Genomic DNA, 25170 nt, shown 5'->3' with positions numbered 1-25170 from the left:
TGCTTTTATCAAATATCAATCTGATACATTGACGAATTAAAACATAGCAGTCTACTTTCTAATTCCAAATCTTTTGTTTTTAAAATCAATAACAATCGTTTTATCCATAAAGAAGACATTGCCGACAATCCCGTCAATATTATCTTGTTTAATGGAGAAGAAATCATCCTCGGTATACCAAAATTCCTTCACACCAAATGTGTTATCTCCGATCTGGACTGCCGTATTTGTCTCAACAGATTTTACAATAAGGGGGTTATTAAAATTTCGAATATTCAGTTCATCTTTAGCTTTTGCATTTGTGATTAAACGATCAAAATTCTGTCTGTAACTTACGATCGGGAATATACTTGAACCACTGTCATATAAAAAGTTATACGTTTTACCATCGATCTTCAAAGGGATTATTGCTTTATTATTGACGATGTTCATTGGTACGAATACCGTCTTCCGTTCAATACCCTTATCCACTTCGTTAACAACAGTAATACTTTGCTTTGGGAAATCAATAATTAGGCATTTCCCCTGAAAGACGTCTGCTCCAACTGTTCCACAGGATTCCCCCTGACCATGATTCAATAGGCCATAGAGCTTATGATTCTTTATCGGATAGTCACCAATATTAAAACTTTGGTCATCAATGGTAAAAATAGTATGCCCTCCCGCATCGGAAGTAGGATCTACCTTTTTCGATTTAATAAATGCGGCCTCGGGGAAGCATTGATCATAAATTAGTGTAGCATTAGCACCCAGGTCAAACTGAAAAGCATAAGTCTTATTTTCTATAGTTACTGGCACACTCATCGCAATTTTGTCGATCAGTCTGTCACCAATAGAATCCTTTTCCCATTTAAAATTGATTTTCTGTGCTTGAGATTGTGCACAATAGGCGATCAATATCGCGGATAGTATTGTTTTAATATTCATACGTTGTTATTCAATGACGCGATAATCGAAATCTTTACCGAACCAGGTTATTATAAAACAAACTCAACTAATCTGCCAATATTATTACCCGCTGAATGACAACAACTTAGAACAATACCTTCTTTTAGATGTCCATTAATGAACGTTTGACTGTACAATAATGAACACATGCCGTATCAAGTAAAGAAAACCTGATAAAAGCATCCAAGAAAATTCCATCCTCTTTGTTAAAAATGGACGCAACACAAAAAAGCGATAGTTTTGATTTTAACCGACTCAATGTCTCCTGCGAAATATTTAAATACATTATGTTGATCCAAAAAGGGAGAAAAGAATAAGTCAGAGCATCACACTGATTATTCTTGCCTTGGTAATACCAGCTTATACTTCGCCTATAATCTGCTACAAGAGAAGAAATACACAAATAAGGTTAAACAATTTGTTCAACAACAATTTAGTGATAAAGGTTACACAGTCGTCTACGAAAAATTGCTCACTAAACCGAAACGGTTAGAATTAGCCTTTTTAGCGAAGAAATTTAGTGATCAAGAAATTGCTGCTTTAAAAAAATCCATGGAATCATTTGGTATTGCGCACACCGATCTAATCATTAGACAGGACAGCCTCGATCTAAAAACAACGATCCTTAGTGAAATCGACAAACGAAGTGCAGCTGTAAATGATAAAGATTTAACCATACGGGCACTCAACAATGAGCTTGCGAAATATCAGGTAGCAAGCCCACAATTAGATAAAGATCTAGCAGTACTTTTTCCAGAACTACAATCCTATAGCATAGGACAACAGCAGTATTACGCAAAAAAAAGGATAGTTGAGCGAATGTCGTTGCCTTTATTTATTCGTCAAAAAATCCTTTGGCTGAAGTACAACAATTAAAATTACGGCTTTGGTTAAAAAACCGTTTTCCAAAAGATAGCCTGGAAGTCATAGGCAGGAAGTTCAAATAGTGTATACACTATTCGATTTCCAAGTATGAACAGTTGATCGAAACAGCACGGGCTACATCTGGAAGGTCGTCTCAGACAATCCGTCGCCAGCTAGATATGACACAGTGCCAATTATTGAGATATAATTGACACTGATGTTTGAATGACATCTGATAACGGAATAAGGTCGCCATTTGTTTCCAGCATGGTCGTGCCCAGATTATTTTCGTCATCAAGCACTGTGGCCAGATAACCAAGATTCAATATAGATACCGCAATTCGAGCGGAAGGCAGAAAATATTTAGAAAACACAACAAATTGATATTTCCAGTGTTCTATGTTTATGGAAAGACACTATAACAAAGGAAACACAATTTCTAGTGGTCATAGTGCCCACAAAGGTAAGACTGCAAGAAAGTATATTGTCAGTGAAATTATCCTCAATGGCGAGCTTGTTGGTGTGGGCATATATTATGATGGAACCGACGAACTTCGGGCCGCCGTTGTGGTAAATGATCAGGGACAGGGCGTCGAAATTCGCAATCTCCATGATGAACACTATCCAGAAGCACAATCAGATGATGACCTCGCGGAGCTCTGGCCGCTCTATGAAAAACTTGTGGCAAAATAAACGTCAGCTCTTTTCAATTCAGCAACCCCTAAAAATAGAAGACCTACCCTTCCAATATCTCAACTTGAAGGGTAAGCACATCATAAATGAAAATTGATTTAGAATTTCATCTTCTGGATCCGGATTGCGTTCAGTATCGCGATAAGAGAAACACCTACATCCGCAAATACCGCTTCCCACATCGTAGCCAATCCTCCGGCGCCAAGGATCAAAACCACCCCTTTGACCACAAATGCCAATCCTATATTTTGGTAAACCACTTTTTTGGTCTGTTTACCAATATTAATTGCTATTGGTATCTTAGATGGTTTGTCGTCTTGTATGACTACATCTGCGGTTTCGATGGTTGCATCACTGCCCAGTCCCCCCATAGCTATACCAACATCACTCAACGCTACTACGGGGGCATCATTGACGCCATCACCAACGAAAGCCACACTTTCACCCATAGCCTTTATTTCCTTGACTTTATTAACCTTATCTTCCGGAAGTAGATCTCCATAGGCTTTATCAATACCCAATTCCTTCGCTACATAAGCGACGACCGTACTCTTATCGCCACTTAGCATAGTCGCTTTCACTCCAAGTTTGTGCAAGAGTTGTATGGTCTGTGCGGAATCTTCTTTGATACTATCTGCAATGGTAATATATCCAACGAAGCGACTATCCAATGCAATGGCTATTGTGGTGTAAACGATCGTATTGGGATCGATGGTATAGCTGATATTAAACTTGCTCAAAAGCTTAAAGTTACCAACCAAAAACACCTTCCCGTCCACACTACCTTTCAGCCCATGCCCCGGTATTTCTTCGACCTCAGTCAAATTTACAGATTCATCGACCTCACCCGCATATTCCCTGATTGCTGTCGCTACCGGATGGCTGCTATGGCTTTCGATTTTATTGACCAATTTGAGAATTGTCGCTTGATCAAAATCTGGTTCTAAACGAACTTCCTGTACTTTGAAAACCCCTTCAGTCATCGTACCGGTTTTATCCATGACAACATTCTGTATCGCTGCCATCGCATCCAGAAAGTTACTTCCCTTGAACAGGATACCGTTTCTACTCGCAGCACCGATGCCACCAAAATAGCCCAATGGAATCGAAATCACCAAGGCGCATGGACAGGAAATCACCAGAAATACAAGCGCTCGATAAAGCCAATCGCTAAATACGTATTGTCCGACAAAAAAGTAAGGCGGCAGACAGATCGCTATCGCCAAAAGCACCACAATCGGCGTATAGATTTTCGCAAATTTCCGGATGAAAAGTTCCGTAGGTGCCTTCTGCGAGGTCGCATTTTGTACGAGCTCAAGGATTTTGCTCAATTTACTATCTTGGTATGCTGTTGTCACCTTTACCAGACTCACGGTATTCATGTTGATCATTCCGGCCAGCACAACTTCACCTTTGGCCTTTGTGTCAGGTTTACTTTCTCCCGTCAACGCCGCCGTATTGAAGGAGGCCGTATCGGAGATAAGTTCCCCATCCAAGCCCAACTTCTCCCCGGGCTTCAGTTGGATCACATCACCTATTGCTGCAGCCTCAGCTTTAATCACCCGGCTACTGTTTGCTTCAACAATGGTCACCTCATCCGGACGCTGATCCAGGAGCGCCTTAATATTGCTCTTGGCACGGCTGACAGCCAATGTCTGAAACACTTCCCCTACTGCATAAAAAAGCATTACAGCAACACCCTCTGGGTATTCTTTGATTGCAAAAGCACCAATGGTGGCGATACTCATCAGTAAGAATTCAGAGAAAATCTCTCCTTTTCCAATACTCTTCAATGCATCTTTAATCACTGGGAATCCAACCGGAATGTAAGCCAGTACATACCAAATGATCCGGATCCAGCCCCTGAACCATCCCTGTGGTACCCAATTGTCCATTGCAATGGCTACAATCAGCAGGACAAATGAAATTATCGCTGGCAGAAAGAGTTTCAATGTGCTGCCTTCCGCCACCGAATGATCATGACCGTCATCATCACTGTGACTATGCGCCTGATCCTGGGCAGGCGCTCCCTGTATTAAACGCTGGGCGCCTGCCTGATTATATATTTTTTCAGTCTGTGTACAACAAAGTTGTTTACCTTGTGCATCATAAATATGTTTGTGTTCCATACCCTATCATGATTACTTCGTGAACAAATGCTACTAATTAATGTTCATGCCCACCTGTATTGCTCATTTTGGCATTGATAAAAAATGCTCCTTTCACAACGATTCTGGTTTGCGCAGGAATTTCCTGTACTGGTGTAATTGCTGTATATCCCAATGCTGAAACACCTTTTTGAATTTCAATTTTCTCAAAATTCACATTCTTACCCTGTTCAGTTGCATGTTTAGCAGCTTCTGATTCATTTTTATGTTCGTGCTTCGCCTCACCCTCATCATGCGCATGTCCATGATCATCGTGTCCTTCTTCATGCTCTTCGGCCTGCTTGCTTGTTTCTACGAAAATGTAGAACTTACCATCCGCTTCCACAATTGCGTCATTCGGAACCGCCGGAGTGGTCACATTATTGATCCCGATCATCCCTGTAATATTCATCCCGTCTATCAGACCAACCTTGCTACCGATCACAGTACTATGAACAGCAATCGTTTTACTGTCATTTTCAAAAGACGATCCTATCGTAAATACTTTGGCCGAGTAAGTTTTATCAGGGTTGTTTGTCAACTGAAAATTAATGATCTGCCCGATTTTGATCATAGGAAGGTCTTTTTCAAAAACCTGAAGATCAAGGTGCAATAGACTATTATCTATAATCTCAATAACCGGCGATGAAACATCCACATAACTACCTATCTTGGCAAAGACATTACTCACAGTACCGTTAATCGGACTTGTCACCACAAGCGAAGCCCGTAAATTTGAAAGGCTCACAGTGTTGGGATTGATGCCCATCAGTTGAATCTGCTGCTGCAGCGATGCCTTTCTGGCGCGAAGGCTATTGAAATCTGCCGTCGCAGACTGCAAATTTTTTCTTGCTCCTGCGTTGCCCTCATTGAGCTCTTGCTGTCTTGCCATCTCCTGTTCTGCAAGCGTAATTTTGCTCGCCAGAGCGACATATTCTTCCTGAATCTGAATAAATTGCGGATTCGTAATGGTTGCTATAACCTGGCCTTTGCGCACGATGTCACCTAGTTGCACATTTAAAGTCTTAATTACACCACCATACAAAGTTGTCGCATTGGCTTTGTTGTTATTGGGAACACTGAGGAGACCATTGGCTTTGATCGTCGCTGTCAGCTCCTTTTCCTCTATAGTTCCAAAAGCAATACCTACAGCCTTTATCTGTTGTTCACTCAATGCTGCTACTGTCACTGGTCCTTCCTCATGGCTTTCTTCGACAGCACCTTTCTCTTCCTCCTTCTTGGCATCGCCAGCACCTTTTGAATCTGATCCGCAGCTATATGAAACTGTTGTAATCGCTAGTGCAAAAAATATTTTTATGATAACTCTCATTGTTGACTTATTTATTATTGAAGTAATTGTATTGGATTGCCGATTGATTATATTGATTGAGCACGTCTAAATAGTTCTGTCTGATACCGATCGCCTGGCTTAAGAACTGGCTCATCTCCGCAAAACTTATTTCACCGGTTCTGTACCCAAGACTTGCGGCTTTGATGATGGCGTCAGCTTGCTTGAGGCCTGCAGATTCATAGAACTGCAATAAAGCAGCATTTTTCTCGATATCAGCCAATGCATTCACCTTATTCGTCTGAAAAACTTGTGTATCATATTCCAGTTGTCTTTGTTGCACCTCCATTTCCGCATTTGCAGCTTTTACCTTGCTTTTATAAGCACCCAGGCCAAATACAGGAAATGATGCCGACACCGAGAAGCCCGTAAAAGGATCTTTTGCCCCCCAAAGGCGCTGCGAAAAGAATCTTCCCGAAAATTCAGGCTTATTTGTATTTTTCTGTACCACAATATTGGAGGATGCAATATTGACATTCTGTTGTTGCAAAGCTAAAACAGGATGCGAGGCATCAACCGACGGATTTTGTACATCCACGTCCATTTTTATCTTTTCCAGCGATTGCTCTACAGGTAATATCCATTCATTGCGGTTGAGAAGCATCATCAATTGCTGCTGCTGAACCAACATATTTTTCTTGTTTTGAACCAATTGAGCCTGTAACTCCCGTAATTTCGCCTCCGCCGCAATTTTATCCAATGCTGCGACATCTCCGGTTTTAAAACGTAATTCAGTCGCCTTAAACATTGCCGAGTAGATACTGTCCAACTCCACATAGAGCTTCTGTCTATCTTGAAGATACCAGAGCTGATAATATGCCGTGCGCACATCTTTCTTGATATTCGCATTGAGTACTTCGGTATTCAGATTGGCGTATTTTAGCTGCTGCTTAAAATATTCCTTACGTGCCGAATAGAGTCCCGGCCACGCGATGCTCTGCGTGATACCGATTTTCATGATCCCTGTCTTATCGCTGGGTCGGTAATCTTCATTCTCCACAAAAACACCCGTCTTGGGGATTTCATTCGCGGTTTTGACATTATAACTTGCTCCGGTTATTTCGGCCTCATTGACCTGAAATTGGCGATTGCTCTTCAATGCCATACCGATTGCGTTGTCAATCCCGATCCGTTCCTGTGAAAATGCCTTAAATCCAGTGGCAGAAAATAGGAAAACCAATATCGTCGTAATGGTCTTACCTGCATTTCCTTTTTTCATATTCAGTTTTGAGTTAAAAATAATATACAGCAAAGGCAGTACAAACAACGTTAAGAACGTTGCTGTCACCAGTCCCCCAATAACAACCGTCGCTAACGGTTTTTGAACTTCCGCTCCAGCACTCGTACTGATGGCCATGGGTAGAAAACCCAGCGACGCGACAGTAGCGGTCATCAATACAGGGCGCAACCTTGTCAATGTTCCCTCCTTCACGCGCTGAAAAATATCATCCATACCTTCCTTCTTCAGTTGGTTGAAAGTCCCGATCAGTACAATACCATTTAGTACAGCAACGCCAAACAAAGCAATAAAACCGATTCCGGCACTGATACTGAAAGGCATACCGCGGAGCATCAGGGCAAAAACACCACCAATTGCACTCATTGGAATGGCCGTAAAGATCAGCGCCGCCTGCTTAATGGAATGGAATGTGAAATACAATAGCATAAAGATTAGCAAGAGGGAAACAGGCACTGCAATCATCAGACGAGCGCTCGCTTTCTGTAAGTTTTCAAACTGCCCCCCATAGGTGAAATAATAACCCGCAGGCAATTTCACTTTGGTCGACAGCTGTTGTTGGATATCTTTGACCACACTCTCCACATCTCTTCCTGATACATTGAAGCCAATGACGATCCGCCGCTTTCCAGCTTCTCTACTGATCTGCGCGGGGCCAAGTTTATAATCAATGGCCGCTACCTGCGACAATGGAATCTGAATACCTGTATCAGTTGGAATCATGAGATTGCGTACATCGTCTATACTATTGCGGTGTGTCGTATCCAAACGAACAACCAAATCAAAACGACGTTCATTTTCATAAATCTGTCCAGTACTGCGACCAGCGAAAGCCGTACTTACCACGTCATTGACATCTTGAATCGTAAGACCGTAATTGGCAATGCGTGTACGGTCATATACGATATTGATCTGCGGCAGCCCCGATACTCGCTCCACCTGCGGGGAAGTAGCACCTTTAACGGACTGAATCTGTGCTGCCACGATATTCGCATAAGATGCCAGAGAATCAATATTCTCACCGAAAATCTTCACGGCAACATCTTGACGGATTCCTGTCATTAACTCATTGAATCGCATCTGTATCGGCTGGTTCTTTTCAAAGAAGACACCGGGGATAACTTCCAGTTTTTCAAGGATCGCTGCTCCGAGTTCATTATAACTTCGGCCGGATTTCCATTCCTTCTGGGGTTTCAGTACCACCATCAAATCGGTCGCTTCCGGTGGCATAGGATCCGTCGGTACTTCCGCCGCTCCGGTTTTGCCAACAACCATTTTTACTTCGTCAAACTCTTTAATGATACGGGAAGCCTGCATCGAAGTTTCTATACTTTGTGAAAGCGAACTCCCTTGTGGCAATATACAGTGAAAGGCATAATCCCCTTCCTGTAACTGCGGGATAAACTCTCCGCCCATATTTTTAAAGAAGAAGACAGATATCGCAAAGAAAGCGATAGTCAAGCTGACAATAATATACTTGAAACGGATAGCTTTCTGCAATAAAGGCGCATAGATGCGCTGAAGTTTTTCGATAAAACGGTCGCTGAACGTTTTCTTGTCATGATGCTTTTTAGGTAAAAACAGGGCACACATCATTGGAATGTATGTCAGCGAGAGAATCAATGCGCCAAAGATCGCAAAACCTACTGTCTGTGCCATCGGGCGGAACATCTTGCCTTCCACCCCGACCAATGTCAGGATTGGAATATAAACAATCAGAATAATGATCTCACCAAATGCTGCACTGGTCCGGATTTTTGAAGCAGATTCGAATACCTCATGATCCATTTCCGATTGTGACAGTTTCTCAGTAGACTTGCGCAGGCCAAGATGGTGGAGTGTAGCTTCCACAATAATTACCGCGCCATCGACAATAAGACCAAAGTCTATCGCACCTAGACTCATTAAATTGGCACTCACACCAAAAACATTCATCAATCCCAAAGCAAAGAGCAGGGATAATGGAATGGCTGAGGCAACGATAAGCCCCGCACGGAGGTTACCCAAAAACAGCACCAATACAAATATAACGATCAGCGCTCCCTCGATTAAGTTCTTCTCAACAGTACCTATTGCACGACCAACAAGATCCGTACGGTCCAGGTAGGGTTCGATCACCACATCATTGGGTAGGGATTTTTGGATCGTAGGGAGCTTCTCTTTTACACGCTTGACCACTTCATTGCTATTCTCACCCTTCAGCATCATCACTACACCACCCACGGCATCCACTTCCCCATTATATGTCAGGGCACCGTACCTGACTGCATGTCCAAAACGTACATCGGCCACATCTTTGACATAAACAGGTACAGCACCGGTTTTTTTAATCGCGATATTCTTCACATCCTCCAGCGACGTAGCCAGTCCAATGCCACGAATGAAGTATGCGTTCGGTTTTTTGTCGATATAAGCACCACCGGTATTCTGATTATTTTTCTCCAATGCAGTAAAAATTTCCGGAATGGTGATATTCATCGCCTTAAGACGATTAGGGTCAACAGCGACCTCATATTGTTTCAATTCACCACCAAAGCTATTGACCTCAGCGATACCGGGTGTACCGTAAAGCTGGCGCGCAACGATCCAGTCTTGCATGGTCCGTAGATCCTTTGCATTATACTTGCTTTCGCTGCCTTTTTTGGGGTGAATGATATATTGATAGACCTCTCCCAAACCCGTACTAACGGGAGCTAGTTCGGGTTTACCGATACCTTGCGGAATTTGGTCTACAGCCTCTTTTAGACGTTCACTGATGAGCTGCCGTGCAAAGTAAATGTCTACATCCTCTTGAAAGACGACAGTAATTACCGAGAGCCCAAAACGGGATATACTTCTGATTTCCTCAATTTTTGGTACCGTAGCGATACTTTGTTCAATTGGGAAAGTAACTAATTGTTCGACTTCCTGCCCTGCCAAGGTTGGACAAGAAGTAAATATTTGAACTTGATTGTTGGTGATGTCAGGAACTGCATCTATCGGTAGTTTTGTTGCGCTCCAGCCGCCCCAGATAATAAGTAATAAAGTCATTAAGACAATAATGATCTTATTCTTGATGCTAAATTTAATTATACTATCTAACACAATATATTTGATTAATGCTTAAATAATAGCTATATAAAATAGCTTATTTCCTTGCAACAATAAATGCCACAGCTAAATATTACCCGCTAACATTCATTGGAGAAGCGGATTTTTCCAATGATTTTAACGTGCAGTTATTAAAAATTGAAATTAAGCATTTACCTTGGGCGGCTGCCAGATAGTTCCGAAGTAGTTAGAAAGAATAGGTGTGTCCAGAACCGGTATACGATTGTTAAAATAAATCGAAATCGGAATACCTGCAATTTTAGGCAATTGGTATTCAAATGCCGTAATGTTTCCGCTACAGCAGTTGCAATAGCAAAAAATTGAACAGGCATCTGTATTCTCATCACTATGATGATGAGGCTCGTTTAATTGTGTTTCCATAGCTATTCCACCGGTGCGAATGTTCGCATCACTGCATGGGAAAAAGGAAAGTCCCAAAATATAGGTGGTCAGTATGATAACAGTTAACCGCATTGTTATACAAATTTAGAAAAATATTTTAAAAATTTATTTTTTGACAATAATTGCACCGTTAAATTGAACGAAAAGCAGAGGATACACTGCCTTCACCTACAATTAAACACCTATTACTCTTATGGCTTAGAATTGGCGCCTGATTACAAAATCACCTTCATGAAATTAAGGACAGTTTTTCATTTTAAAGCTTTGAATTGATATATCAAGATTGTACGCATTATGGTCTGGTACATAACTATAGATGACCTCCGTGCGTTATCCGATTTTTGAAAGTCCTGAATTATTTTTCGACTGTATCCTCATATCCTTTCGACGCGCGCTATCTCCAAATAGTAAATCAGATAATTAATTTATACGAAAGTTATATTCCAATAAAATTTTAAATGAAACAATAAATAATCCTTTATTTGTGCTAAAAACTAATGTTTAAACATTGTTGTTAATCTGTAGAACTTTCTCTACAGTAAAAAATACTTATTGAAAATAATAGTGGTTAAGCTAATTGTTGTGTATATAATTGCAAAAATAAATTTCGGCACTTATTAGCACCGTATGAGATATTTCACTTGTTAATATTAATTATGTTGATAAATTAATAATAATAAAACAACAATTCATTAAAAATCATTAGAAACGAAGTAAAATCAAAATGTCTACTAACATGAAAATGAAACATTACCGCAATCTTAAAAATTTTATAATGCTGGGATGCATTATAATGGTTGCTTCGACTCTTTATTCTTGTAAAAAGAGTGATGAAAACACAATCGCGGCTGAACAAACGATGGTCAAGATCAATCTACAGGGGGTTGCGGCTTATATTGAAGGCGAAGGCAACGCTGTAGGACAAAAGCAAGGTTCCGTTAACGCTTCCGCTGCAAGGGACGCTTCCGAGGTACAGGAAATGACGGTTCCTTTCGGCAATGGCACTTCCATCGATGTTGTACTGACAAACAGCTCGGCTGCAGCAGTTAAAAAGGGATTGGTCGCTTCATCAAGTACCACAGCTACAACACCTCAGGTGACTGAAAAACCTTTGGATGCCGGTGTGAAATACAAAGTTGTTGTTTATGATGAACAAGGCAATTACGTTACTGAGAAAACGTATAGTTATGGCGGAGAAGCAGTTTCCGAAGGTATTGTTCTTGATGCCGGAAAAACGTATACTTTTATTGCCTATTCGACAAATAGCACAAGTACGGTGCCAAGTATCAATAGCCAAGGTACATTAACAACAGCGAGTCTTAACAATATCAGTGGCGATTTGATGTATTTTGCAAGCAAGTTGAAACTAAACAGTGGAGTGAACAACTTAAACGTTGTTTTAAAACACCGCTTCAGTCAAATCACAACAACGTTGACAATGGATGCGAATATGACTGGTGCCATTACCAAAATTGAAAATGCGGTATTTAAACCAAGTCATTTATCTGCTAACCTAAAACTTTCGGATGAAGCGCTTACATACAATGGATTAAATGATGCTGGTGTACTTGCGCAATTTCCTGCTTTGGGGATAGGGTTACGTACGGTAGTCAGCACTCCTTCCCTATTGATCCACCCCGCAACAAATGCAGGAACCTTAAAATTGGGGAGCTTAACCATCGACGGCGAGACCAAGTCAAACGTGACTATCCCAAATGTAAATATCAATCCCGGACAGAAATATGATCTGAAGCTTAATTTCAAAACTTGTACACAAGATGTGACTAGTGATGGATTAAACTGGAGCTATCCCGCAGTAACGGTTGGTGGCAAAACCGGAATCCGGGTTGACGGGGTATTTTATAGAAATGGTACCACAATCTCCAAAAACTTCACTGCCCCTGCTGCAGACTACGGGTTTGTGTTTGATATCACCGAGCTGGACAATGCTTTCAATATGGAAATTAATGGTGTGAAATTGGCGAAGAATGAAATCCAATTTGAAGTTGGGGCATCTTCAGCACAGAATATCCAATTCCTTGACGGAAGTAAATATGCGGGAACAAACGTGCAAACAGGCAAGAGAATTGATCAAGTCTATAATATGCAAGGAACGGCCGCTAATCCATTGATCAAGCTCGTGATCAGCAGAACAGGCAAAGTGACCATGTTTGGCAGCAAGATCAATGGCGGACCGTTATATGAACTTGTATTGGTTAATGGTAATGCCTTCAATACTTTTCCTTGGGGAAGCACACAAAATAATACAGTTAAAGTAACTCAACTTGTAGATGGCCGTACAATTATTAAAGGCATAGGTGCTGGTAAGAAGAAAATACCTTGTAGCTAAACGAAGGAATAGATTTAAAAAACACATATAATTCATTAAATAAAAGACTATGAAAAAGAAAATGGCCTATACCGCCCCTCTGGTTAAGGTACAACTGATCGAACTTGAGCAAGGCATAGCTGCCGGCTCAGCAACTGCAAGACCCGAAGACTCCAATGGTCAAGTCAATGAGCAATGGGGGCTTGGAGACAACGACAATCGTACAATAGATTGGTAAAAAGCGTCATTATCAGCACGCAAAGAGCCGAATTAAACACAGATCATATTGTGTTTAATTCGGCTTTTAATTTATTATTATTGCGTAATGCTACAATACCTTCTGTAATCGTTTTGAAAATTCGTTTATTTTTGAAATGCTAAGCTGTTTCATCACTTGAAACAGGTGAGCTTTGAACATATTGATGGTATGTTCGCCACCAGCATTTCCTAGGGCACCCACGCCATACATAAATGGTCGCCCCATAAAGTTGAATTCAGACCCTACAGCATGTGCACGGGCCAAGTCCACTCCTGATCGTATACCACCGTCCAGCATAATTTTGATTTTGTTTTTATACGCCGGGTTGCTTGTGAGATGAATTAGCGAATTGATCGATGATTCGCTGGCGTCAAGCTGTCTACCACCATGGTTTGAAACGATAACACCGTCTACACCTAGGGCAATAGCAGCCTGCATATCTTCATCAGTTGCAATTCCTTTTAAGACCAGCGGTCCTTTCCATAAGTCCCGAATAGCTTTAATCTTTTCCTTATCAACTTTACCGGTGAAAGTTCTGTTCATAAATTGTCCCAATTGTGCAAGATCCAGCCCCTTTTCCATATAAGGTTTTAAGGTTGCAAAAGATGGAATTCCATGTCGAAGTGTTTCGATGCCCCAAGTCGGGCAAGCAAATGTCTGTAAGATATTCGCGATATTCATTTTTGGGGGCATGGACAAGCCGCTTTTAATCTCTTTATAGCGAAGTCCAAAGGCAGGAACATCGACCAAAACGACAAGTACTGGGCATTCGACCGCCGTCAGTCGTCTTAAAATATCATCACGCAATTTGTTCTCTGTAGGGTGATAAAGTTGAAACCAAGCTTTTCCCCCTGATACTTCGGCAATGCGCTCGATACTGCTAGTCGATACGGTACTCAAAATATAAGGAATATCATTTTCGGCTGCTGCTTTTGCCAAAATTTCTGGCGCATTTGGCCACATCAACCCCTGTAAGCCAATTGGTGAAACGCCAAACGGTGCACTATAGCGGCGACCAAAGAGCTCTACGGACATATCAATTTCCTCACTCACCTGAAGGTATTGCGGCTTTAATAAAATATTGTCAAAATCACTTTCGTTCCGAGCAAGATTGAGCTCTTCGTTGGCACCTCCTATTAAATAGTCGAATGCAAATTTTGGAATTCTTTTCTTTGCTTGTCTTCTTAAATCTTCAACAGCAGGAAATCGCGTATTGTACGTAAACTTTTGGCTCATGATTGATGTATTAAATATTGGCAGTGATTTATCTGCGCGCCAAATATACTATATAATTTGAAAATTGTTAGTTATTTGGCCAATATTCTCACATCGATTTTGTCGTTGGCTGATTCATTCGTGCCAGAGCTAAGAAAGTCTACACCCATAATGCCGGGCCTTTTGCATAGTAAAAAGTTGGACTAAATTTCTTTATCATCGTACTTGCCAGGTGCTCTATATCGCGCTAAGATAGGAAATATAGCATCATTGAAAATATAGATAGCTATTTGAAATCTAACCCCTCCAGTCTTCTTAGGCCAGAAGTTGCTGGACCGTTCAAAACTTTACCTTCAATATCAAAACGGGAACCGTGGCAAGGACAATCCCAAGATTTTTCGGAAGGATTCCAGCTAACTGTACACCCCATGTGGGGGCAGATCGAACTCAAACAATGTATAGCCCCCCCATCATCACAATACACTGCGAATCTTTTACCTTCATAGTTGACAACCTTACCCTCACCGACAGCAATATTTTCCATTGATTTAATTTTTTCCGCCGACAATTTATCCATTATAAAGTGCTTCGAAGCGCTCCATCCTTCAGACAATACACTTTTCGCACTAGCGATCGGTTTTATACGAGAAGGCGATAGCAATTTTGATAAAGGACTCTCCTTTTGCTCTAGTAAATCAGGAATCACCAATGATGCCATTGATCCAAAGGTCATTCCATTTCCGCCATATCCAGTAGCAATGTATACGTTATCTTCATTAGGCATGCGGCCAATATAAGGTAATCCGTCTGCCGAAACATAATATTGAGAAGACCATTGTGCAATAAGTTTATCGTATTCAAAATGCTTGTCGACCAAAGCCTTCAAATCGCTAAAATGTTGCGCTGTATTTTTTTCATCACCCGTTTTATGATCAAACCCACCAGCAATCAGATAGTATTTGTCTTCGCTACGATGGTATCGAAAATAATGGTAAGGGTCATAAAGATCTGCGGTCTGCGCAAGCATTTTTGGGGCTTGGCTAAGTTGCACGGTGAGGGCATAACTGCGATAAGGTGCGACCAACAAACCAAACCTATTCTCCCCCGGAGGCACGTGTGTTGCCCAAATAATATTTTTTGCGGATAGGATATCTGAGTCAGTTGTTTTCAAGGTAACCACACCATCCTTATTCGTATAATCACAAATGGATTGATTTAACAAGGCAGCACCCCCACCTTTACAGAATGCTTCCAATAATCCTTCTATATATTTTAAAGGATGAAATTGCGCCTGTCCCTCAATTCTGATTGCTCTTTCAAAAGGTAAACTAAAAGGAATAGTATTACATTCGGTCGTTTTTATCCCCAATTGTTGGTGAGCAGCGAAAATCTTGTCAAGTTGTTCATTTTGACCTTGTTCGGCACTGAAAAGAAAGAAGTCACATGCGCTGTAGTCACAATTTATTCCATACCTCGAAATATTCGTCTTAATATAGTTTAACGTATCATCTGTGCTTTGGACCAACAACCGAGCAGCGTCCTCGCCAAAGCTATTTATGATCTCATCGTAGGATGCGTCGTAGAAGTTATTAATGTGCGCAGTTGTTCCCCCCGTTGTTCCAAAGCCTTGATTTTCTTTATCTAATAGTAAACATTTTATCCCCCTATTTTGGAGCTCCTTTACTAAGGTTATGCCGGTGATACCTGCACCTACAACAATAGTATCAAATGTCACATCTGTTAAATCAGTCGAAAAATTTTGGCTATCAGTAGTTTGCCAAAAGCTCTTATTATTACCGTCGCGTTTCATATAAGATTGATTTAAAGGCTGGGACGTATAGATACCCAGCCTTTGATGGTATAACTAATTATGATTTCTATTAAGAACCACAGCGCTCAGCAATCGTTTCTGATTTAAATACGTAAAATAAAGAAAAAATACGTCTTCGTATATAGCATCAAACCAAGCGCATATTGGCATTGTTCATTTTCAAAATCAGGATAACTAAATTGAAAATCATGACAAGCAATCTCAATGACTATATTAATTCGATTCTTCCCTTGTGGATAAAGGGCAAGAAAATATTAATTACTGGCGGTACTACAGGCATCGGACGAGCCACTGCGCTGCTATTAGCCGCTATGGGTAACAACGTTTTTATATGTGGGCATCACGAGCAACAGCTCAACGATACACTGCATGATTTTGAAGCATTAAACACGTCAGGGTCTTTGTCAGGTATTGTTGTAGATTTAGCTACTGAGGCGGGGATACTACAACTGTTTGAAGAGTTCGACAATATGTATGAGCATCTGGATATCTTAGTTAATAATGCTGCGATCGCCTTTCAATCCGTTAAACAAGGAACTTATTCTGATCAGGCCTATCTGTTACGAACCAATATCCTTGCTTATCTTTCTTGCGCCCAGGCTGCATTGTCGCGCATGGAGCCCAGGGGTTCAGGACACATTGTAAATGTGGGATCTATGAGTGCCGATATTCGGGAAGCAGAAAGCTCTGTATATGTATGTTCAAAGGGAGGTATCCAAGCCTTCACTGAGTCATTGCGTAAAGAAGTAAATCCTAAGGGCATTCAGGTGTCACTTATTGAACCTGGTTCCGTTGGGACTGATATGCAGCCTTATTCACCACAAGAGCAGCGCAATAAAATCGAATCCATGGAAATGCTTTTTGCTGAAGACATTGCTCGGGCAATTGCCTTCATTGTATCCCAACCCATGCGAACTTCAATTGTGAACATGCAGGTGAAGCCTTTGCTGCAAATCATTTAATATTATCCCGTAAAAAAACAAACAAATCACTCAAGGCAAGCGTCCAAATAAGAAACGGTAAACATGAAAACAAAAAAAAATTTATTTGAACGGTTTTCAAACTGGGCAACACATGCGACTGGAAGTTCCGCGGCATTTATCCTGGCAACATCTACGGTAATTCTGTGGGCAGTGAGTGGCCCAATCTTCGGTTATTCTGAGACGTGGCAGTTGGTGATCAATACAGGAACAACAATTATTACCTTTCTAATGGTGTTTTTGATTCAAAAATCCCAAAATAAAGACTCAAAAGCGATTCATTTAAAATTAAACGAATTAATTGCTTCCCATGAAGGGACGAGCAATCGTATGGTAAATTTGGAAAACCTCAGCGAAGAAGAATTGGATCAACTCGCAAAGTTTTATGCACACATTGCCAAATTGGCACTAAAAGAAGGCGAGCTTACTTGTACACATTCTATTGATGCAGCTGAAGAGAATCATGATTTTAAACGAAAGTTTCGTCGGCAAAGGAAAGATGTTTCAAACTCTGAAAAGGAGGAAAATTGAAAGTAGATTTTTGTCAAGCTGGAGGATAAATAAGCATACTAATCAACAAAAGGATCCCCACAATCGTAGGGGATCCTTTTGTTAGGGCTGGCCACCACCACCAGCAGCGCCGTAAATCTGACCATTTGCATAACTAGCATCGTCCGCAGCTAGTTGAACATAGATCGAAGCAAGTTCTGCTGGCTGCCCTGGTCTACCCATAGGTGTGTCTCCGCCAAAATTGATAAGCTTTTCCGGCATTGCGCCTCCACTTACCTGTAATGCAGTCCAGATCGGACCTGGTGCTACACCATTTACTCGTATTCCTTTAGGTCCTAACTGTTTCGCTAAGGATCGGATATAATTAGTTGTAGCCGCTTTTGTCTGTGCGTAGTCGTAAAGATCTTCCGACGGGTCAGTTGCTTGTACAGAGGTTGTCCCGATGATTACTGCGCCGGGAGTGAGATGCGGCAATGCTGCTTTTATAAGCCAGAATGGAGCATAGATATTCGTTTTCATTGTTGCATCAAATTCTTCTGTGCTAATATCTAATATCGACGATTTTGCCTGTTGTCGTGCTGCATTGTTTACTAAGATATTCAGACCACCCAATTGCCGAACGGCCTCTTCAATTAGACGGGTACAAAACTCCTCATTGCGAAGATCGCCGGGAATGGCAAAAGCCTTGCGTCCTGCTTCCTTAATCAATGCAATTACCTCCTTCGCATCTTCTTCCTCTTCAGGTAGGTAATTGATGGCGACATCAGCTCCTTCTCGAGCATAAGCTATAGCAGCTGCCCTGCCCATTCCAGAGTCGCCACCTGTAATTAAAGCCTTTTTATCTTTAAGCCGATCACTACCTTTGTAACTCTTTTCACCATGGTCTGGTCGCGGCTGCATTTTACTACAAAGGCCCGGCCAAGGTTGTGATTGGTTTATAAAAGGCGGCTTTGGATACTTGTCGTTGGGATTAAGTAGTGAATTTTCTGCGGTATCTAAAGCAGTTGCTGTTCGCCAATCCGCTATGAGTCCAAGTGCTAAAATGCCCGTTCCCATATTGCCTATTGCTGTTCTTCTATTCATTTCCTTAAGTTCTACATGATTATTTACATAAAGAATTGGCCCAACGCCGTTGAGCCATCCTTCCATTTTCCATTAATTTTTTCTGCTAAAAGACGCTAATCATGCCCTTCGGTTTTTACAATTTTATTGTAAATGCCTAATAATAAGAAAGGTGCGGCCCATTGTCCAACAAACAAGGCCGTCTTATCATTAGTCATACATTTAAGCGCTGCAGACACACCCATAGAAAGCAATGCTGCTCCCAAAAAAAGCGTTGACGGTAATTTAGAGGTTTGCTCTTCAATTTTTTTGGTGATTTCACCTTCATTTCCTGTTGTTAATGCCATAATCTTAAAGTTTAATGTTAAAAAAATGTTGTTTATATATCAATTACTTTTACATTTCTTAATTTAAAACAGGACTTAAACTTTTTTGGTTCACATACTATTCAGAAAATTCACGAATCACGCATATATCCTTCAGTTAAAGTAAAAACACTTTTTTGTGGTATAAAACACGAAGTATATTATCAAGTACAAATACTTTGAAGATCAACAAAACAAATATCAGCAGAGTAACCTTTTTTGAAAGCCAAATTGAATCAATTGAGCAGTATTTCTGGAATTAGTTTTCTCGAGCAGTAATTGTCGCTGACCTTCTACAGTTCGCTTGCTAAGAAAAATTTTATCGGCAATTTCAGCATTCGTATACCCCTCTGCTATTAACTCCAGAACTGATAATTCTCGTTCAGAGATTTCATATTGTACCATTATTTCCTTCTTATCGATTTGCGGATCTATATAGTGGGCTAAATAATTTATCAATTCTATTCCCAGTGCTGCGCTGACGTACTGCAGCCCATCCATAACTTGTTTAATGCCAAATAAGATCTCGTCAACATGAGAACTCTTTAACAAATAGCCGTCAGCCCCTGAATTTAAAGCTTCGTGTATCGTCTGGATTTTATCATCCATTGATAATACAACGATTTTAACAATGGGGTATAGGGCTTTTACGTGCCTAATAAATTTGAGTCCATCCATCACATCCATATGAATATCTGTTAAGATGAGATCAGGTTGTACTTGTGCAAGATATTTCAATGCTTTATCTCCGTTTTCAGCTTCAGCAATTACGTTGATATTTTCTTGAGCCTCTAAAATTAATTGAAATCCATATCTTACAAGTTTGTGGTCATCCACCAAAAGCAACCGTGTCATAGCTGTCTGTTTTATTTCAAAACTGGTATGGTAAATTGATTTTCTTGAACAGAAACAGCGACCAATTGGAAATAGTTTTAAGTATTTTCTTTTAACAACCTATAAAATATGTACGTCTTTACCCGCTCATCTGTTAGCTAACTAAGAAAAAGATGATCTAGAAAATCATTTGCTGTTGGAATACAGTGGATTAATACGCTAGCGATACGTATAGATGACATTTTTTGCTTAAAATACCTAAAATATCTGCTCTTCAAACTGTAGATTCCTGAGCTTTGTTCCTAAGTAAAAACAAGCGCTTATGTTTACATCAATAGTTCTCGGTATTGTGTTCATTCTCGTAGCGACTTATATCCTTATCAACTATAGAAGTCGGCGAAATGGCACTCGTAATAATAAGAATCGTTAACAAATTAAATAATAGTATTATGAAAACCATTTTAAGATTTCTTGGCTTATTCATAGCCATTTTGACCTTTAGTACGGTCTTGCACGCACAAGACACGACCAGTACAAACGCTCAACAAGGCGATCTAGATTTTGCGAGCAAGGCGACGGTAGCAAATAATTTTGAACTGCAAGCAGCGAACATTGCATTGGCAAAGTCTCAGAATCAGAGTATTAAGCAATATGCACAAATGATAGTGGACGATCATACCACCGTAGGTAATGAGCTGTCTTCGATGGTAAAAAATAAAAACTGGCAATTAAGTACGCCCGATAACCAAAATTATACTAAGATGATCGATGACCTGAATAATGCCGATCCAGCAAACTTCGATCGTATATATGCAGATATGATGGTGAAGAGCCATCAAGAGGCCATTACCTTATATAAAGATGCCAGCGGTGGTACGGCTACTTCCGATGCAGATCTACGCAAGTTTGCATCCGATAAAGTCAGTTCTTTCGAGAAACATCTTGATCAGATAAAAAACGTGGGGACAACAGACACTACAGTACCCGCTGGCAAATCCAATAGTAAAATCCCTGGACCAAGCAGTCCTGTTAAAGGAAAAACACCCAAACCTACATTAAAATAATACACAAATTACTCCACACTTTCCAAGTTGGAGGGCAAAGTAACATTTACTTTGTCCTCCTTAATTAAATACAAACGCTGTTTATGGAACAACCTTTCGATTATATACACGCACTTTTAAATAGGCAAATGGCCCTACGTGCCAAAATAGAGGGTAGCCCGATTGCCGGAGAAATCGAGTTCTCCTATGGAAACGATTATTACCAAGAAGAAGTACGGAGCATAGGACTTGCAATGATACGTGATGGATTAAATGACCAAGGGGAGCAATTGATACTCGATTTTGTTAAAGAACATTATCCTAAGCATGTCGATGTAGAACTCGAGTGGATTAAAAAAATGATGCGCTATCTTAATGCTATCACTGATACCTTCATAGATAATTTACATGCAGAAGGATACCGGTGGTTGCAAGGAAATGTTGATCTTCCTAATGAACATGCACTCTTCTACCCTATTTTCGAACTCAACTCAGCCAGTTTGCAGTCTTTCGAATTGGGGCTCAATATGGTAGTGGATTTGACCAATCCCAATGAAATTGAAAATCTACGCGGATGGGCGTATTACCGTTAGGGTAATCTAAAGTGGAATTAGGTTCTGCTGAAGTAAACTTTGCATGAATGTTGCGATGATTAGGCTCCTGGCTGTTCAAGACACGTCAAATGCTCAATGCGCTAGATTTGAAGGGATCACTCCCCAGCGACATAAGAGAACAGGTAGGCCCGCTACCTACGCTGTTTAGTTTTTGGAGGTCATCAGATGGTTACAAAAATATATAGGCTCATTTCAGGCCGTCGAGAAGTTTATTTAGCGTCACTGGCTCTGTCAAGATTGTCCAATGGAATTCCTGAATTCTTATTCCCTTTTTCTGTAAGACTATCGTTTAGTCGGCTGCGATGAATATTATCTAGTGGTACACCGCGATTACCTATATCAACACTATCCGTCCTGTTATTCACATCGGCCTCGGCTCTGTTCTTACCGTCTCTACAGGCGAAAAAAATAATACCAACCAAAGTAAGACTGAATATTAAATTAAGCCTAACAATTAAATCTGTTTTTTTTATCATCTTATTTAAATTACGTATATAAATTGGAGCGCTTTGAATATTTAACCTTTACCTGTCTCATTGTTCGGAGCATCAACAGGTTTGGATTCAGGTGATCCTTTCTGCCTGAGGAATATCGTAAAAAAAACTATTGACAAAACGGATAAGAATTCACTTTGCCAGTTTTGAAATGTTTCGAACCAGAATTCAGGCATTACAAAATATGTAGTTGCTTTATCTGTCGGTAAGCCCTTTAGTTGCTGTTCCGTATTATGGTGATGCCAACTCCCATAGAAATGTGTTACCCAACTTAATAAGAATAGCAAAGCAAAGCAAATAAACAAAGAAGAACTATAAAGTTTCAATATCCACCCACCCTTTCGCACAGGATAGGGTGCATTAGGATGCGGTTGAGGCTCGCGATCGACTTCTTCTGGTTCGTCCAGTTTCTTGGATTCTGCAGAACCCAATTGCCGTAAGCTGACAGTTAACATAACATACATCGCCATCTGCAAAAACTCACTTTCAAAGTTTTCGAATGTAGCCGAAATACAATGTCCGGTCCTTAGGTAAGCCAAGAGCTTAATGGCTGGCCGCTGCGCTTCCTGCAATTCCTCATTATAGACTTTCCATCCCGTTAGTAATTGCAGACCAAGAGTACCGGTAAAAAGTCCCAGGAATACCAAACTTAGACCATTACGGTAAAAAAAGGAATATGATGTTTTATTCTTCATAATATATGATTTAAATATAGACTATGTTTTTGTTTTTAAGGTAAAGCTAATACGGCCATTGGGCTCCATCATTGCAATGTCTACTTCATCAAGATGTTTGCTATGAGTCTCCAAACGTAAGCTGGTCAATAAGTCAGTCCTGCTGACACCTAAACGATCCATGTGATGCCATTGTATCTGTCCGTTTTTGTATAGTACAACCGGTTTACCTTTCATCAGATTGCCAAGATAAGGTACTCGTGTCGATATCTGGGCTAAGGCTTTATTGATAACAATCATGACAAAGCCAGCGAATACGGTCGATATAAAAGGTGAAGCACCAACAATTCCTCTTGCTAAGACGGCGCCAAGCATAATAATAATGACAAAATCAACACCCGACTTTCGCCCGAGAATCCGCATTCCCCCAAAACGGACCAAAAGTAGCGCTATAAAGAACATAATTAATGCTCTGATTCCCATTTGTATCATCGACAGGTTTTCACCTGTACCCAATAAGCTTTCCATTATATTCCTTCTCCTTAAGTTAAATTTTGTTTTTTTGAACAGAACCATCCTATTGGCACGGTATATTCTTTTGTTTACAGAACAGTAGGAATGGACAAACAAGTTACTGAGATTTTTAAATCAAGTATTTATACTTATGAGCCGCAGCAAAATACGTAATCCTTAAAGCCTACAAACTTCTGCAATTATTTAACTGTTTTCAGACTAAACATGAAACATGATCCATCTTGATAATCCACCCGAAGAATGTATTACTTTCTTTCGGGACACACTTCGGCTGCTCCAGGAGAGCGAAAGCCAGTTTATGGTGGGAGGCGCATTAGCGATGTTCCATTATACGGGAATTACACGGCCTACAAAGGATATGGATATCTTTTGCAAGAGCAGTGAGTATCCTAAAATTCTTAAATACTTCTCTTCTAACGCGTATCAGACTGAATTAACAGATGTGAGGTGGTTGGCAAAGATTTATAAAGATCCATACTTTATAGATATTATTTTCGACAGTGTTAACCATAATTGCACAGTCGATCAGGATTGGTTTGACCGTGGGGCTGAAAGTGTTCTTTTTGATACCAAGGTGCGTTATATACCAGCCGAGGAGCTTGTATGGTGTAAATTATATGTTCAAAATAGGGAAAGGCATGACAGTGCAGATATCAACCATATTTGGCTCAAGTATGGAAAAAAATTCGATTGGGAGAAATTGCTTTTGCGTATGGACCAGCATTGGCATCTGTTGCTTGCTCAGATAATTATTTTTCAATTTACCTATCCTCATGACTATAGGGAAATTATACCAAAAGATCTCTTTGATGAACTGATCAATCGTGCACGGGAGCAATACGAGCTTCCCCCCTGCCTGGAAAAGGTTTGCTTAGGCCCTTTAATCGATCAAACACAATATCAGATCGATATCAAAGACTGGGGTTATAAATCATATACAATAAAAACTGTTTAAGATGAATAAAAAAACGACTATAGCGGCAATAGGTGATATCCATATGAATGCCAGCCAACACGGCAAATGGAAAAGTATATTTGAAGAGCTTTCACAAAAAGCGAAGGTTCTTTTGCTCTGCGGCGACCTAACTGATACTGGCGACGAAGAGGAAGCCGAATTACTGGTAGCAGAATTGCAGACCGTTAAGATTCCCGTACTTGCTGTCTTGGGAAATCACGATTACGAAAAAGGGCGGCAAAAGCAAATCCGTCAGATTTTGACGGATAATAAGGTCACGGTATTGGATGGCGAGGCTATTGTAGTCGAAAATATCGGCTTTGCAGGTGTGAAGGGTTTTGGAGGCGGATTTGATCGCTATATGCTTTCTATGTTTGGTGAAGATGCTATGAAGAGTTTCGTACAGGAAGCTGTCAACGAATCGCTACTACTCGATCGTGCACTTGCGAGGCTTGAACAAGAATATTCCGATATAAAAAAAGTTGCCCTACTGCATTATGCCCCCATAGCAGAGACCGTTACAGGAGAACCAAAAGAAATTTATCCATTTCTCGGATCTACGCATCTTGTTGAGCCGTTGCAACGGCGAAAAGTTACTGCTGCTTTTCACGGTCACGCTCATGCTGGGAAATTTAAGGCACTATCGCCTGCAGGTATTCCCATCTACAATGTAGCAGTTCCGGTGCTCAAAGCACAACATGGAAATGAAACCAGTTATGCCCTGATCGATATCTGATAGAGG

The 25170-nt window shown here is 40.6% G+C and carries 23 protein-coding genes; 10 read left to right on the top strand and 13 right to left on the bottom strand.

The features are described 5' to 3' along the window. Positions 1-51: 51 nt before the first annotated feature. A complete protein-coding gene (locus tag HPC41_RS10905; protein ID WP_172394052.1) occupies positions 52-927 on the bottom strand; it encodes a hypothetical protein in 876 nt (291 codons plus the stop codon). Positions 928-1500: 573 nt separating this feature from the next. Between HPC41_RS10905 and HPC41_RS10900 the strand changes: the two genes are divergently transcribed. Together HPC41_RS10900 and HPC41_RS10895 are read left to right on the top strand one after the other, a co-directional pair. Further along, a complete protein-coding gene (locus HPC41_RS10900) occupies positions 1501-1824 on the top strand; it encodes a hypothetical protein (RefSeq protein WP_172394051.1) in 324 nt (107 codons plus the stop codon). 393 nt (positions 1825-2217) lie between these two features. Continuing rightward, on the top strand, positions 2218-2505 hold the full coding sequence (locus HPC41_RS10895) for a hypothetical protein (RefSeq protein ID WP_172394050.1): 288 nt from the start codon (positions 2218-2220) through the stop codon (positions 2503-2505). 98 nt (positions 2506-2603) lie between these two features. Here the strand turns inward: HPC41_RS10895 and HPC41_RS10890 are convergent, their stop codons facing one another. From HPC41_RS10890 to HPC41_RS10875, 4 genes are all read right to left on the bottom strand, one after another. Next, the gene (locus HPC41_RS10890) at positions 2604-4634 is read right to left on the bottom strand and encodes a heavy metal translocating P-type ATPase (protein ID WP_172394049.1); all 2031 of its coding nucleotides are present in this window, start codon (positions 4632-4634) and stop codon (positions 2604-2606) included. Between the two features lie 37 nt (positions 4635-4671). Then, positions 4672-5982: an efflux RND transporter periplasmic adaptor subunit gene (locus HPC41_RS10885; RefSeq protein ID WP_172394048.1), complete on the bottom strand. Its 1311-nt coding sequence runs from the start codon at positions 5980-5982 to the stop codon at positions 4672-4674. A gap of 7 nt (positions 5983-5989) precedes the next feature. Further along, on the bottom strand, positions 5990-10267 hold the full coding sequence (locus HPC41_RS10880) for a CusA/CzcA family heavy metal efflux RND transporter (protein ID WP_246250586.1): 4278 nt from the start codon (positions 10265-10267) through the stop codon (positions 5990-5992). A 204-nt stretch (positions 10268-10471) separates the two neighbouring features. Next, positions 10472-10801 (bottom strand): DUF6660 family protein, encoded by a 330-nt coding sequence (locus HPC41_RS10875; RefSeq protein WP_172394046.1) that lies wholly within the window; start codon positions 10799-10801, stop codon positions 10472-10474. Positions 10802-11465: 664 nt separating this feature from the next. On the opposite strand from HPC41_RS10875, the gene HPC41_RS10870 reads away from it, so the two are divergent. Together HPC41_RS10870 and HPC41_RS10865 are read left to right on the top strand one after the other, a co-directional pair. After that, on the top strand, positions 11466-13079 hold the full coding sequence (locus tag HPC41_RS10870) for a fimbrillin family protein (protein ID WP_172394045.1): 1614 nt from the start codon (positions 11466-11468) through the stop codon (positions 13077-13079). A gap of 49 nt (positions 13080-13128) precedes the next feature. Then, a complete protein-coding gene (locus tag HPC41_RS10865) occupies positions 13129-13296 on the top strand; it encodes a hypothetical protein (RefSeq protein WP_172394044.1) in 168 nt (55 codons plus the stop codon). A 90-nt stretch (positions 13297-13386) separates the two neighbouring features. On the opposite strand, the gene HPC41_RS10860 is transcribed toward HPC41_RS10865, so the two are convergent. Together HPC41_RS10860 and HPC41_RS10855 are read right to left on the bottom strand one after the other, a co-directional pair. Then, complete coding sequence (locus HPC41_RS10860; RefSeq protein ID WP_172394043.1) at positions 13387-14553, bottom strand: alpha-hydroxy acid oxidase; 1167 nt, start codon at positions 14551-14553, stop codon at positions 13387-13389. A gap of 265 nt (positions 14554-14818) precedes the next feature. Beyond that, the gene (locus HPC41_RS10855) at positions 14819-16342 is read right to left on the bottom strand and encodes an FAD-dependent oxidoreductase (RefSeq protein ID WP_172394042.1); all 1524 of its coding nucleotides are present in this window, start codon (positions 16340-16342) and stop codon (positions 14819-14821) included. Between the two features lie 209 nt (positions 16343-16551). On the opposite strand from HPC41_RS10855, the gene HPC41_RS10850 reads away from it, so the two are divergent. Both HPC41_RS10850 and HPC41_RS10845 read left to right on the top strand, forming a co-directional pair. Beyond that, positions 16552-17325, top strand: a complete 774-nt coding sequence (locus tag HPC41_RS10850; RefSeq protein ID WP_172394041.1) for an SDR family oxidoreductase — start codon at positions 16552-16554, stop codon at positions 17323-17325. Positions 17326-17388: 63 nt separating this feature from the next. Continuing rightward, positions 17389-17874: a low affinity iron permease family protein gene (locus HPC41_RS10845; protein ID WP_172394040.1), complete on the top strand. Its 486-nt coding sequence runs from the start codon at positions 17389-17391 to the stop codon at positions 17872-17874. An 81-nt stretch (positions 17875-17955) separates the two neighbouring features. Here the strand turns inward: HPC41_RS10845 and HPC41_RS10840 are convergent, their stop codons facing one another. From HPC41_RS10840 to HPC41_RS10830, 3 genes are all read right to left on the bottom strand, one after another. Beyond that, positions 17956-18936, bottom strand: coding sequence for an SDR family oxidoreductase (locus HPC41_RS10840; protein WP_246250584.1), 981 nt, complete (start codon positions 18934-18936; stop codon positions 17956-17958). Between the two features lie 95 nt (positions 18937-19031). After that, complete coding sequence (locus HPC41_RS10835; protein ID WP_172394039.1) at positions 19032-19262, bottom strand: hypothetical protein; 231 nt, start codon at positions 19260-19262, stop codon at positions 19032-19034. Positions 19263-19481: 219 nt separating this feature from the next. Next, on the bottom strand, positions 19482-20135 hold the full coding sequence (locus HPC41_RS10830) for a response regulator transcription factor (protein WP_172394038.1): 654 nt from the start codon (positions 20133-20135) through the stop codon (positions 19482-19484). A gap of 428 nt (positions 20136-20563) precedes the next feature. Between HPC41_RS10830 and HPC41_RS10825 the strand changes: the two genes are divergently transcribed. Together HPC41_RS10825 and HPC41_RS10820 are read left to right on the top strand one after the other, a co-directional pair. Beyond that, complete coding sequence (locus HPC41_RS10825; protein WP_172394037.1) at positions 20564-21178, top strand: DUF4142 domain-containing protein; 615 nt, start codon at positions 20564-20566, stop codon at positions 21176-21178. Between the two features lie 83 nt (positions 21179-21261). Continuing rightward, a complete protein-coding gene (locus HPC41_RS10820) occupies positions 21262-21750 on the top strand; it encodes a hypothetical protein (protein ID WP_172394036.1) in 489 nt (162 codons plus the stop codon). A gap of 230 nt (positions 21751-21980) precedes the next feature. Here the strand turns inward: HPC41_RS10820 and HPC41_RS10815 are convergent, their stop codons facing one another. From HPC41_RS10815 to HPC41_RS10805, 3 genes are read right to left on the bottom strand one after another with little or no spacing between them, the layout of a single operon-like run. Continuing rightward, positions 21981-22247: a hypothetical protein gene (locus tag HPC41_RS10815; RefSeq protein WP_172394035.1), complete on the bottom strand. Its 267-nt coding sequence runs from the start codon at positions 22245-22247 to the stop codon at positions 21981-21983. A gap of 41 nt (positions 22248-22288) precedes the next feature. Further along, the gene (locus tag HPC41_RS10810; RefSeq protein ID WP_172394034.1) at positions 22289-22960 is read right to left on the bottom strand and encodes a DUF6766 family protein; all 672 of its coding nucleotides are present in this window, start codon (positions 22958-22960) and stop codon (positions 22289-22291) included. 21 nt (positions 22961-22981) lie between these two features. Further along, on the bottom strand, positions 22982-23467 hold the full coding sequence (locus HPC41_RS10805; protein ID WP_172394033.1) for a DUF421 domain-containing protein: 486 nt from the start codon (positions 23465-23467) through the stop codon (positions 22982-22984). 217 nt (positions 23468-23684) lie between these two features. On the opposite strand from HPC41_RS10805, the gene HPC41_RS10800 reads away from it, so the two are divergent. Together HPC41_RS10800 and HPC41_RS10795 are read left to right on the top strand one after the other, a co-directional pair. Beyond that, the gene (locus tag HPC41_RS10800; protein ID WP_172394032.1) at positions 23685-24428 is read left to right on the top strand and encodes a nucleotidyltransferase; all 744 of its coding nucleotides are present in this window, start codon (positions 23685-23687) and stop codon (positions 24426-24428) included. Between the two features lies 1 nt (position 24429). Then, positions 24430-25164, top strand: coding sequence for a metallophosphoesterase family protein (locus HPC41_RS10795; RefSeq protein WP_172394031.1), 735 nt, complete (start codon positions 24430-24432; stop codon positions 25162-25164). Positions 25165-25170 lie beyond the last annotated feature (6 nt).

The sequence above is a fragment of the Sphingobacterium prati genome (genome assembly GCF_013167215.1).
Classification (GTDB): domain Bacteria; phylum Bacteroidota; class Bacteroidia; order Sphingobacteriales; family Sphingobacteriaceae; genus Sphingobacterium; species Sphingobacterium prati.
Note: the sequence above shows the minus strand (reverse complement) of the source record. Positions and strands in the feature narration are given on the sequence as shown.